This window comes from Streptomyces sp. NBC_01306, assembly GCF_026340465.1.
GTDB lineage: Bacteria > Actinomycetota > Actinomycetes > Streptomycetales > Streptomycetaceae > Streptomyces.
Map to the genome: position 1 here is coordinate 805257 of NZ_JAPEPC010000001.1, position 11986 is coordinate 817242.

At 69.0% G+C, this 11986-nt stretch carries 11 protein-coding genes; 5 read left to right on the top strand and 6 right to left on the bottom strand.

Going from position 1 to position 11986, the window contains the following annotated elements:
* The first annotated feature begins 62 nt into the window (after nucleotides 1-62).
* Entirely contained in the window at nucleotides 63-1592 is a 1530-nt protein-coding gene (locus OG385_RS03540) for a hypothetical protein (RefSeq protein WP_266851734.1), read from the top strand.
* Nucleotides 1593-1621: 29 nt separating this feature from the next.
* Here OG385_RS03540 and OG385_RS03545 read toward each other — a convergent pair whose 3' ends face one another.
* The 4 genes from OG385_RS03545 to OG385_RS03560 form a co-directional block, all read right to left on the bottom strand.
* Nucleotides 1622-1828: a hypothetical protein gene (locus OG385_RS03545; RefSeq protein WP_266851736.1), complete on the bottom strand. Its 207-nt coding sequence runs from the start codon at nucleotides 1826-1828 to the stop codon at nucleotides 1622-1624.
* Nucleotides 1825-2268, bottom strand: coding sequence for a hypothetical protein (locus tag OG385_RS03550; RefSeq protein ID WP_266851738.1), 444 nt, complete (start codon nucleotides 2266-2268; stop codon nucleotides 1825-1827). Before OG385_RS03550 ends, OG385_RS03545 begins: the two co-directional genes overlap by 4 nt.
* Nucleotides 2269-2274: 6 nt before the next feature.
* Nucleotides 2275-3534, bottom strand: a complete 1260-nt coding sequence (locus OG385_RS03555; protein WP_266851739.1) for a hypothetical protein — start codon at nucleotides 3532-3534, stop codon at nucleotides 2275-2277.
* Between the two features lie 546 nt (nucleotides 3535-4080).
* Nucleotides 4081-4848: a TetR/AcrR family transcriptional regulator gene (locus OG385_RS03560; protein ID WP_266851740.1), complete on the bottom strand. Its 768-nt coding sequence runs from the start codon at nucleotides 4846-4848 to the stop codon at nucleotides 4081-4083.
* 132 nt (nucleotides 4849-4980) lie between these two features.
* On the opposite strand from OG385_RS03560, the gene OG385_RS03565 reads away from it, so the two are divergent.
* Nucleotides 4981-6600, top strand: a complete 1620-nt coding sequence (locus OG385_RS03565) for a carboxylesterase/lipase family protein (RefSeq protein ID WP_266851741.1) — start codon at nucleotides 4981-4983, stop codon at nucleotides 6598-6600.
* A 135-nt stretch (nucleotides 6601-6735) separates the two neighbouring features.
* Here OG385_RS03565 and OG385_RS03570 read toward each other — a convergent pair whose 3' ends face one another.
* Nucleotides 6736-7071, bottom strand: a complete 336-nt coding sequence (locus OG385_RS03570) for a hypothetical protein (protein ID WP_266851743.1) — start codon at nucleotides 7069-7071, stop codon at nucleotides 6736-6738.
* Nucleotides 7072-7277: 206 nt separating this feature from the next.
* Between OG385_RS03570 and OG385_RS03575 the strand changes: the two genes are divergently transcribed.
* On the top strand, nucleotides 7278-8078 hold the full coding sequence (locus OG385_RS03575) for an SAM-dependent methyltransferase (RefSeq protein ID WP_266851745.1): 801 nt from the start codon (nucleotides 7278-7280) through the stop codon (nucleotides 8076-8078).
* Nucleotides 8079-8191: 113 nt separating this feature from the next.
* On the opposite strand, the gene OG385_RS03580 is transcribed toward OG385_RS03575, so the two are convergent.
* Entirely contained in the window at nucleotides 8192-8971 is a 780-nt protein-coding gene (locus OG385_RS03580) for a FadR/GntR family transcriptional regulator (protein WP_266851747.1), read from the bottom strand.
* Between the two features lie 408 nt (nucleotides 8972-9379).
* On the opposite strand from OG385_RS03580, the gene OG385_RS03585 reads away from it, so the two are divergent.
* On the top strand, nucleotides 9380-10549 hold the full coding sequence (locus OG385_RS03585) for a Gfo/Idh/MocA family protein (RefSeq protein WP_266851749.1): 1170 nt from the start codon (nucleotides 9380-9382) through the stop codon (nucleotides 10547-10549).
* A 393-nt stretch (nucleotides 10550-10942) separates the two neighbouring features.
* Nucleotides 10943-11986 carry an enolase C-terminal domain-like protein gene (locus tag OG385_RS03590; protein ID WP_266851751.1) on the top strand — a complete coding sequence of 348 codons (1044 nt, stop codon included), beginning with the start codon at nucleotides 10943-10945 and terminating at the stop codon, nucleotides 11984-11986.

Here is an 11986-nt window from a genome sequence, read left to right on the forward strand (position 1 = left end):
CCCTTTCGGCCGGATTCAGCACCTTCACCGGATTCCCGGCCGGCGGCTTGTAGGGTACCTGGATGAATGACGCTTATGCGGACAAATTGGGCAGCGGAATTCCGAGTGATCTCTCTTCCCCCGCCTCGTACCGTGTGGGCGTCGGATGGCTCGTAGCAGTTGCGGTGGCCTTCACGTCGTTGCAGTTCGCCTTCGTACTGCCGCACTTGGGGCTCGGCTGGGACGAGGCCGTGTACGTGAGCCAGGTGAGCTCCCACGCCCCGGCGGCCTTCTTCAGCGCCCCGCGCGCCCGCGGCATCTCGTACCTGGTGGCCCCCGTAGCTGCGCTGACCTCGTCGACCGTGGTGCTGCGCTGCTACCTCGCGGTGCTGTCCGGTGCCGGCCTGCTGGGTGCACTGTGGGTATGGCGGCGATTTCAGCCCGCGCCCCGGCTCGCCCTGGCAGGCGTGCTGTTCGCAGGGTTGTGGGTCACCCAGTTCTACGGGCCGCAGGCGATGCCCAATCTGTGGGTCGCGCTCGGCTCGCTGTCCTGTGCCGGATTCTTCCTGAGGGCGGTGGTCAGCCGTGGCGCCGGGCGGACGGACCGCCGGGCGCTGTCCGGCGCCGCGCTCTGCCTCGCCGCCGTGGTCCTGCTGCGCCCTCCCGACGGTTTCTGGCTCGCCCTCCCCCTTGTCGGCGCGGCGTTCCTGGTTCGCGAGTGGCGTCACTGGGCCGTATTCGCCGCGATCGCCTCCGGGCTGGTGGCGGGCGGTGCGGAATGGGTGGCGGAGTCGTACCTGCGCTACGGAGGGGTGGTGTCCCGGCTGCAGACCTCCGGCCGCGTCGAGGGTGGCTTCAGCTGGCATCTGGCCTTCGCCGACCAGTTGCGGGCGCTGAGCGGCCGCACGCTGTGCCGGCCGTGCAACGTGCCGTGGTCGGACAAGGCGGATTCACTGTGGTGGTTCGCTCTGCCTGTCCTCGCCGCCGGCGGGGTGGCCGTCGCCCGAAAGGGCCGCCGCCTGCCGTCCGTGCTGCTGCCCGCACTGTGCGGGGTGTCGATGGCAGTGCCCTATCTGTTGCTGGTCAACTATGCGGCGCCGCGCTTCCTGCTGCCGACGTATGCGTTGCTGGCGCTTCCGGTCGCCGACTGCCTGTGGTGGCTGGCCGCGGGCGCGGGCCGGCCGAAGCTCCGTCCGGTCGCCACAGGCTTGGTGACCTTGGTCCTCGCCGCCCACCTGGCCATTCAGTACGCCGTACTGGCCAACACGGTCAACCGCAACGTGACGGCCCACACCGACTACGGGCGGATCGCTGCCGACCTGCTCGGTCTCGGCGTCAGCCGGCCCTGTCTGGTGACCGGAACCAACGCCATCCCGATCGCCTACTACGCGGGCTGCGCCTCCGGCGCGACCTCGGGCAACAACGCCAACATCACCGTCCGGGGCATCACCGACACCGCTGGGCAGCGGCCGACTGCTGTCCTCGTCCCGGCGGGGCAACAGCCGCCGGCGTACGCCCGGACGTGGACCGGTCACCGGCTGTCGGACGTACAGCAACTCGGCCCCTGCACGGCATACGTGGCGCCGCGCCCCGCACGTCCGGGATCTCGCTGACGGCCGACTGCCCGGCGAAGGAGAGTGGCTCAGCGGCGGGTGTTGTGTGCGGCCCGGTGCAGTGAGAGGCCGAGGAGGGTGACCGCGGTGATCGGCAGAAGCCACCAGGCGTTGATGCCGATGTGGACCAGGCCCGCGGTCGCGGCGAGCGCGAGTGCGACGCCGACGGCGATGCGCCAGTCGTCCCCGACGACGAAGTCGTACCAGAACAGCGCGAAGGTACGGAGGCGGTTCACGGAGCGTCTCCTTCCGGGCCGGTGGGATCCCCGTCACGCTGGGCGTCGGGCGGCCTCGTCGCCGGGGTGGCGGTGCGGCGCAGCCATACGACCGCCGCCGCGGCGAGCACTGCAATCGTGGGGACGAGGATGAGCAGGGCCGCGTCCGAGCCGGGCCAGGTGGCCCCGGCACCCTCGGCGGCCCAGAAGGTACCGAAGGCGGTCAGCATGGTGCCGACCGCGAACTTCATGGTGTTCTCCGGCACACGGGCCAACGGCGTGCGCACCGCGGGGCCCAGGGCTGCCACGACGACGGCCAGGGCCGCCAGGGCGGCGACGCTTCCCTGCAGGGCCGAGGCCCACTGCCGGGTTGTACCGACGGCGAGAACCACCGTCAGGGCTTCGACCGCTTCGACCGCGCAGGCCAGAAACACCGTCAGGAACAGTGCCAAGCCGTTCATCCGTGGTCACCATTTCGTGCCATGGCCACCGCCGTTGTGGCCCAGGGCGAGGATGGTGGTCGTCAGGACCAACCAGCGGTCCGGCGGGCCGCCGCGGGGAAGCAGCGCCGCAGTGCTCCAGACTATCGCCGTGTACCAGGGCATCGAATACGGAGCCACCAGGACCCACGCGAATGCCAGCGCGAAGGGCGCTGAGACGGTCAGTGGGGTTTCCGGGGGGATCCTGCGGTGGATCAGCAGGGTGAGGGCGAGCATCAGAACGGGCCAGGCGACGCTGATGACGGTGCTCGTCGCACCTCGGCCGAGAGTTGCCTGGCCCAACTGCTGAACGGGCGCCCAGAGCGTGGGGGCGGAGACCATGTGCGAGGCCGCGGAGAGTGGCACGAGCGCATGCAGCCCGTAGAAGCCGTATCCGGAGAGCAGGACGAGCAGGCAGACGGATGTCTGCCGGGTGGCTCGGCCCCAGGCGCGTTCGCGCAGCAGGGGCCAGAGCAGCGCCAGTCCCAGCAGGGCTGCGCTGATCTTGATGCTGCAGGCCAGGCCGACGAGCAGGCCGATGAGCAGGTCACCGCGCAGCCGGGGGGCCTGGCCGGCCACGGCGATGGCACCGACCGCGAGTGCGGCGACGAGGGTATCCAGGTGCCCGCCCGCGACCAGTTCCACGATCAGCACGGGATTGGCGACCCAGATCAAGCCGGCCCGGACCGGATCGGGAGCCATGCGGAGCAGAACGTATCCAGCAGTGAGGAACACGGCACCGTTGGCGAGCATGAACAGCCAGATGGTCAACCATGGCCTGTGTCCACCGATTTGGGCCGCCGTGGTCTGCAACCAGGTCGCGGCCGGCCCGTACACCGAAGGGCTGTTCAGCCAGGCGTTGCCGACCCAGTGTGCGTAGGTCCCGCCGAGTTGTGCCGGTGTGGTCGTGTAGGGATCGCCGCCGAGGGCGGAGATCCGGCCGTATGCGGCGTAACTGGCCGTATCGGAGGAGCCGACGGGCGTCAGATTGACGACGACCGCCACGGCCAGAGCGCCGAGGCCGAACAGCTTCCGTGGACTGGGGCTCCAGCCGCGGCGGTGAGCCCCGAGCATGCCCATCGTCCCGAGGGACGACAGGGTGATGGAAGCGAAGGTGGCCAGGGTGGCGGCGAGGTCCGGCATGGGGGCCTGCGGCGGAATCGGCAGAGGCAACCTGAGTGTGTTGCTGTTGGGCGCACCGGCACCTACGAGAATCAGCAGGACCATGCCGGTCACCGACATCGTCACGGCAACCCCCGGCCGGGTGAACGGCCGGAACCAGTGACGGTGGGGTGAGACCGACTCCGCCTCGGACTCGACGTCGTGTGCAGCCGGCAACCTCTTCGCATCCGCGGCTTCACTCTGCCTCGGACGGACCGTCATTCTCATCGAACGGCTGCTCCGCATCCCTCCCTGAGTCCGGGAGGTGGCCGGTGCTTGCTCGTCGGTCGTCACGCTCGTTCTCTCACTCATGTACGTCGAAGGCATCAAGGGCGGGGCATTCAGGCGGCCTTCGGAGCCGGGCGGAGCATCGCCGGCTCCTTGGCTCTGCCACCTGACCTGTCGCCCTCCATGATCCGGACAGCCCGGTTACCCCCGCGATGCAAGCTACTACACGCATGTAGACGGCAGGGGGCCGCGACGCAGTGCCCCCTCCCCCGGCGGGCCGGCCGGCCTGTCCGAACGGTCCGCCTGCCAGGACTGCCGGCGGGCCAACAGGCTGGTCAGGGGTCGCCTGGGCGCGTGGCCGTGCCGACTGCCGGAGGGCCGATTTCCGGCTTGTTGAGCCGCAGTTCAGCGCGCCTTCGTTCGTCGAGCGATCAGGACCTCGATTCCGTCCAGGATCCGGGTCAGGCCGAAGTCCACCTCGTCGTCGCCGATGGCATCGTCGTATTCGTTGTGCGTCATCATGGACGCCAGAATGGGATAGCCGTGCTCATGCAGGAGCGGTTGCAGGAACCGTGTCACCGCGGCCGACTGAACCGGCGCCGCACTGCTGTCGCGCACGTCGCGGCGGGCACTGGCGATGCGCCGCGCGTAGCCGTCAAGCAGCAGCGCACACCCCAGCGATTCGGCAGAGCTCAGCCCGGCGCCGGTAAGCGCTTCCAGCAGCACTTCTGTCCAGCGCAGCAGATTCGGGGTCGCGGGCGCCCCGCGGATGGGCAGGTCGGGCAGCCATGGATGAGTGTCGCATCGCTCGATCATGGCCCTGGTCCACCTGGCGGCCGCGGCTCGCCACTGGTCCGTGCCGGTTTCCAGGTCCGGCGCCGGGCCCCACGCGGCCTCGGCGGCGAGCACCAGCAGTTCGTCCCGCGAACTGACGTACCGGTAGACCGCGTTGGCGGTGAGCCCCACCCGCCTGGCGATGTTCGGCATGGACAGGGCCGCGAAGCCTTCCGCGTCCGCCAGCCCGACAGCCGCTTCGACGATTCCCTCAACGCTCTGCGAGGGTTTCCGGCCCAGTCGCCCCGACTTGGCGGTCAGTCCCCACGCCAGGGCGAGGCCAGGTGGCAGCCGCTCATCGTCACTTGCCGGCATCGGGCTCATCTCCTTCTCGTCCACGGGTCATTGACTTTGTGGGTGCCTCGCACTTTATATTAGTGTGGACCCCACACGAACTCTTTGAGGATGTGAACGCCGGTGAATCCCCTAGGTCGGAATCTGTTACCGGGGCATCGCAGGTCGCAGGTCACGGTGCGGCCGCGCCTACGGACCCTGCTGGCCGCTCTGCTCTGCGGCGCCATGATCAGCGGCGCAGCCGGACCCTCGCAGGCAGCACAGCACGCCGAAGGTGGCCAAGGCGGTCCTGCCACCGTGGTCAGGACGGACGCCGGCTCGGTCGAAGGCCGCCTCGGCACGGGCACCCGGATGTTCCAGGGGATCCCTTACGCCGCCCCGCCGGTCGGGCAGCTGCGCTGGGCGTCGCCCCAGCGGGCCGCGTCCTGGTCGGGCGTACGGACCGCGACCGCACCCGGCAACCGGTGTGCACAGGCAGCAGGGCTCATCGACCAGCAGAGCACCAGTGAGGACTGCCTCTATCTGAACGTCACCACGCCTGTGCGCAGCAGCGCCCGCGAACTGCCGGTGATGGTGTGGATCCACGGCAACGGCTACATCAACGGCGCCGGGAGCCTTTACGACGCACAGCGCCTGGCCGGCATGGGCAAGGTGATCGTGGTCAGCTTCAACTACCGGCTCGGTATCTTCGGATTCCTCGACCATCCCGCGCTCGACCACGGTCCGGCCAAGCACCTGTCGGGCAACTTCGGCCTGGAGGACCAGCAGGCCGCGTTGCGGTGGGTGAGGCGCAACGCGGCGGCATTCGGCGGCGACCCGGCGAACGTCACGCTCTTCGGCGAGTCGGCCGGCGGCACCAGCGTCTGCGCGCATCTCGTGGCACCGGGGTCAGCGGGCCTGTTCCAGAAGGCGATCCTGCAGAGCGCCCAGTGCACGGGACGCAAATGGTCACCGGGTCCGCCGACCTGGTTCCCGCTGCCGCGCGCGGAGCGCGAGCGGCACGGGCTTGACGTAGCGGCCAAGCTCGGCTGCTCCGACCCCCGGACAGCAGCGGCCTGCCTACGCGCCGAATCCGTGGAGGAACTCCTCAAGTGGTCTGACTACGGACTCGGGTCCGGACCGGCGGTCGGCGCCGGCATACTGCCCGTGAGCCCCGAACAGGGGTTCGTCACCGGCCACTTCAACCGGGTCCCCATCATCCAGGGAACCACCCGGGACGAACATCGCCTGTTCACCGCGGCCATCGAGGCCGCGACCGGCCGGACGACGACCGGCGCCGGCTACCGGCAACAGATCCGGACACTCTTCGCCCCGAGCGACGCGGCCCGCGTCCTGGCCCGCTACCCCGCCGACCGCTTCAAGTCCCCTGGCGAGGCGCTGTCCGCGGTCATCACCGACTGGGCCTGGGGGTGCACGGTCCTCGACCGGGACCGGACCCTGGACCGGCACGTGCCGACCTACGCCTACGAGTTCGCCGACGAGAAAGCTCCCTGGTTCAGCACCCTCAAGAAACCCAACTTCCCCACCGGAGCGTTCCACGGCAGCGAGCTGGAGTATCTCTTCGACGACGAGCAGCTCCCCGGCCCGGCCACACCCGCTCAGCACCAACTCGCGGAAACGATGGTGCGCTACTGGGCCCAGTTCGCCCACACGGGCGACCCGAACGGCCACGGCGCGGCGCCCTGGCCCCGGTTCGGAACCGGCCAGCACGTCCAGTCGCTGCAACCGGGGAAGACGGAACCGGCCGATCTCGCCCAGGAACACCAGTGTGGCTTCTGGAAGACCATCGGCAGCTGACGGCTGCCACGGCGCCTGCCCTGGCTGGGCTCGCGGCCCGCCGGTCTGCGGCAGCTCCTTCTTCGCCCTCGGACCGGAAATGGACGACCGGTCGACGGTCCGCCCACACGGAAGCAGGCGCCATCACGTGCCGGATCACTCCGGATGGTCGAGTGCTGCCTTCTGCAGTTGCACCGCCGCCAGCAGGCTCAATTTCGGCTCCGCCTGGCGCAGCGCCTTCACCGCCGCGACCGAGTCGATGTCTCCGGTGAAGCCGACGGCTGCCAGCCGGGAGCGGACCCAGCGGGCACGCAGCCGGCCCTCGGTGGCTGCGGCGGTGGACTCCACGATTGCGGCGGCCCGTTCCAGACCCGGGCGCTCCTCGGGCGATGCCTCGGCCAACGCCTGACGCAGGGTCGCCGCGACCACGTCCGCGTCCCGGATGACCGGCACGAAGTTGTGCTTTCCGCTCAGTCCTGCAATGACTGCCATTGGATCACCGTGACGGCCGTGCTCCTCGTATGGCAAGGGACTTGAGGTTTTCCAGAGGATCAGCCCGAACCACGCCTCGCGCTCGACATCACCGCGATCGCCTGCCGCATAGGGAGCCCACCGGCCGGCGTCGCCTCGCTGTTCGGGTACTGGTTCGGCCCTGTACCGTCTGAGATCACTTTCGGCAGCGAGAAATGGAGCGGCCTGTGCGCAGTGCGCGCGATCGGATCGACACTTCAACGGCTCACTCCGCCCGGGTGTACGACTACATCCTCGGCGGCAAGGACCACTACCTCGTCGATGTCGAGGCGGGCGACGCCATGTGTCAGCACTGGCCCGCGCTGCCGGTGCACATGGGAGAGAACCGGCGGTTCATGCACCGCGCCGGGCGATACCTTGCTCAGGAACGTGGCATCCGGCAGTTCCTCGACATCGGGACCGGTCTCCCCACCGCACCGAACCTGCACGAGGTGGTGCAGGAGGTGGCACCGGAAACGCACGTGGTCTACGTCGACAACGACCCCATCGTCCTCGCCCACGCCCGTGCTCTTCTGCAGGGCTCATCCGAAGGCGCGACGGCCTACGTCGACGCCGACATGCACGATCCGGACGCCATTCTGGACAGCCCGGAGTTCCATGAGCTGCTCGATCTGGACAAGCCGGTGGGCCTGATGATCATCGGGATCCTCCACTTCATCCAGTCGCCGGAGGACCGGCGCCTGGTGCAGCGGCTGCTCGACCCGCTGCCGTCGGGCAGCTACCTGGCGATGACGATCGGCACCGCCGACTTCGCGCCCGAGGAGGTCGGGCGGGTGGCCGACGAGTACGCCCAGCAGGGCATGCCCATGGTGCTGCGCGACCTGGCTACCGCCACCTCGTTCTTCGACGGCATGGAACTGGTGGGGCCCGGCGTCACCCAGGTCCACAAGTGGCGGCCCGGGCCCGAACAGGACGGCATCGACGACGCGGCCATCGCCATGTACGGAGCGGTGGCCCGCAAGCTCTGAGGCGGTGGCGGACTGCGCTGCGGGCCCGCCCACCGCGTGACGGTCGGGCCCGTGAAGGTACTTGTCGCCGGAGGAGACGGCTTGACGGCCGGCGACACGGTGGCCCGTGTGGTTCAGGCGTGGGGATCGTCGCCAGGCACGACGCGGCGCCAGATCTCCTGCTGGAATTGCTGAGCGGTCATGTCGATGTGCTCGGCCATCAGCGCTTCGGCACGAGCGGTTTCTCCGGCGGCGATGGCCACGGCGATGGCCTCGTGCTGTTCGGCGGCCACGCGCAGGGATCCACCTGCGATACCGGCCAGCCCTATGGTCGTGACCTGGCGCTGCAGGCGCCGCATCGCGTCGACGGTCGAGGCGAAGAACATGTTCGAGGCGGCGGCCGCGATGCCGGCGTGGAAAGCCTCGTCGGCGAGCGTGAAGGCGTCGATGTCGCCCTGTTGTGCCGCCTGAGTGGACTGCTGCGCGGCTTCGCGCACCGTCTTGACCTGCGCGGGGGTGGCGCGCTGCGAGGCCAGGTTCGCGGTGGTGGTCTCCAAGTGGCGGCGGAACTCGAAGAGTTCGTCCACCTGCCGCAGGTCCGCGGGCAGAAAGTTGGCGAGCGACTGCTGCCAGGAGGACTGCTCCGGCTCGGACACATAGATGCCACGGCCCTTTTGCACGGACAGTCGCCCCAGCGCGGAGAGGATCTTCACCGCCTCCCGCACCACGGTCCGGCTCATTTCGACTTCTTCGGCCAGGTCCTTCTCGGTGGGCAGCCGGTCACCGGGCTGCAACCCCTCCCGGACGATGTACTCAAGGACGCGCTCGGCCGCGACCTCGTACCCGGGTCGGTAGCCGCCCCCCGTGCCCGTCGGCACAGGCGCGGGCGCGGCGATCCTCTCTGAGTGGATCAACAGCTCTCCTCGCTTCCCTCTTCGAGGCCCCCGGTCCGGCAGACCCCAGCCCCGACGCCAGCCAGATGTTTCCAATACATCATACGCCGCCAACCCAGTGAATCACACGCAAACTCTTGACGCCAGGATCCGGTAACCGCAGACTCTCCCTGTTCTTTTCGTGCCGCCTCACCTGAGACATTCCGTCCCAGGCGGCTACGGAAGCCCTCCCGGTCGGCCACCTCTACTGGCACAGATCTTACCGACAGAACCTCGCATGTATCTGAGTTATCTCCTCTCCGTGGCCCTCGCAGGCAGGGATACCTCCCCATGCATGCACTCGACCCTCCTCACGCCCCTCACCGGCCGCACAGCCCCAGCGGCAACCGTAACTCCGAACCCCGTCAACCCCTTTGAAAGGACAGCACGTTGAACGACATCAAGCTCGGCGTCATCGGCCTGGGCATTCGCAGCGACCTGGTCGAGCTGGTCCATCGGCCGGACTCGGGTTCCGTGGTGGCCGCCGCCTGCGACCGAGATCCACGGATACTCGCGCTCGCCGAGAAGCGATTCGGCAAGCACGTGCGGACAGCTGCCGACCATCACGAACTGCTCGATGCCGGACTCGACGGGGTGTTCGTCCTGACTCCCGACCATACGCACGAGCAGATCGGTCTCGACTTCCTCGCGGCCGGCGTCCCGGTCTTCCTCGACAAGCCGATGGCGATCACCACCGAGAGCTGCGACCGGCTCCTCGCGGCGGCCCGTGCGCACCGCACCCCGCTGTACGTGGGCCACAACATGCGGCACATGCCGGTCGTGGTGGCCATGCGCGAGCTGATCGACAGCGGGGCCATCGGACAGGTGAAGGCCGTCTGGTGCCGCCACTTCGTCGGCCACGGCGGGGACTTCTACTTCAAGGACTGGCACGCCGACCGACGCAACACCACAGGTCTGCTGTTGCAGAAGGGAGCTCACGACATCGATGTCATCCACTGGCTCGCCGGTGGATACACCCGGCGCGTGAACGCCATGGGCGCCCTGACCGTCTACGGCGGGATCAGCGACCGAAGGGAACGCAGCGGGGAGCGGATGACCGACTGGCTGTCGCACGACAACTGGCCGCCGCTCAGCCTGACCGGTCTCCACCCGGTGGTGGACGTGGAGGACCTCAGCATGATGCAGATGCAGTTGGACAACGGGGTTCTCGCCAGCTACCAGCAGTGCCACTACACACCGGACTACTGGCGCAACTACACGGTGATCGGCACCGAGGGCCGGCTGGAGAACTTCGGCGACTCCGAGGGGGCGGAGGTCCGGGTGTGGAACCGTCGCTCCGACTACCGGGCCGAGGCCGATCTGGTGGTGCCCGTGCCCACTCCCACCGGCACCCACGGTGGTGCCGATCCGGTTCTGGCCGCCGAATTCCTGAGGTTCGTACGCGAGGGCGGGGCGACCGTCACCTCGCCGGTGGCGGCCCGGGAGGCGGTGGCCGCCGGGTATGCGGCCACCCTCTCACTGCGGGACGGCGGGGGCGCCGTCGATGTCGCGCCCGTACCGGCCGACTTGGCCTCGTACTTCGCACACGGTCAGCGGTGAGACCGCTGGCAGGGCGCCGGCCACCGAGGTGACCCGGCGGTGGGGGCAGAACCACCAGCTCCGTGCTGACACACGAGCAAGCAATCGATAGATCTGATGCATGCCTGATGCATGCCAGGGCTCCGAGAGGCGGAGCGGTGTCGCCCCTCGTGCAGAACCACCGAGGGCGCGGAGGGTTCGACAGCAGTCAGCTGGGGGCATCTTCGCGCCCAAGTCCTGGTAAGAGCAGGCCAACCGGGAGGGAAGGAGTCCGGGGTTGCCGAGTCCTGGCGTCCAGAGTTTGGATGTGATTCACTGGCCACGAATTGAGCCATGTATAGGAAACATTGATGGCACCGAGGCCAGAGTGCGGGCCACTCCTGAACCCCGGACCTCCAGCCGTGAAGGACATCCATGCGAATCACCGATGTGACGGTGGAACTGGTCGACCTGCCCGCTCAGCCGCCCTTCCGGTGGCGGGCCGGACTGCCCGGCTCGGAACCCGCGGTGACGGGCGGAATCCTGCGGGTCCACACCGACGAGGGCCTGACCGGCGAGGCGCACACACGGCGCGGAGTGATCGTCTCCGACCTGGTGGAGCGGCGGATCCGCACGGACCTGACCGGCCGCGATCCGCTGATGCGCGAACTGCTGTGGCAGCGGCTGTGGGAGCTGGACCGCATCGAGGAGCTTCCGATCTATGCGCTCGGTCTGGTCGACGTGGCGCTCTGGGACCTCGCGGGCAAGGCGGCCGGTCTTCCGGTCCACCGGCTCCTCGGCCCGTACCGCGAGGCCATTCCCGCCTACGCGAGCACGGTCACCTTCGGCAGCACCGAGGAGTATCTCGATGTGGCCGACCAGTGCCTGGAGTTGGGGTACGTCGGCATCAAGCTGCACGGCTGGGGCGACCCGAAGGCGGACGCGGAGCTGTGCCGGAAGCTGCGGTCGCACGTCGGTGACGACGTCCCGCTGATGTACGACGGTTCGGCCGGCTTCGACCTCGCCGACTCGGTGTACGTCGGCCGCGCGCTGTCCGAGGCCGGGTACCTCTGGTACGAGGAGCCGATGCGCGAGTTCAGCGTGACCTCGTACCGCTGGCTGGCCGAGCGGGTCGACGTACCCCTGCTGGTAGCGGAGACCTCCGACGGCGCGCACCTGAATGCCGGTGACTTCATCGCGGCCGGTGCGGCGGGTGCGGTCAGGACGAGCGCGCAGCTCAAGGGCGGGATCACCGGGGCGCTGCGCATCGCGCATCTGGCCGACAGCTACCAGCTGCGGGCCGAGGTGCACGGCAGCGGCGTGGTCAACGCCCATCTGTGCATGGCGATACCGAACACCACGTCCTACGAGTCCCTGGTGTACACGAACCCCGTGGTGCGCGAGCCGTCGGTCGGTGCGGACGGTCTGGTCCGGGCTCCTTGCGCTCCGGGGATCGGATTCGACGCGCCCGGCTGGTGA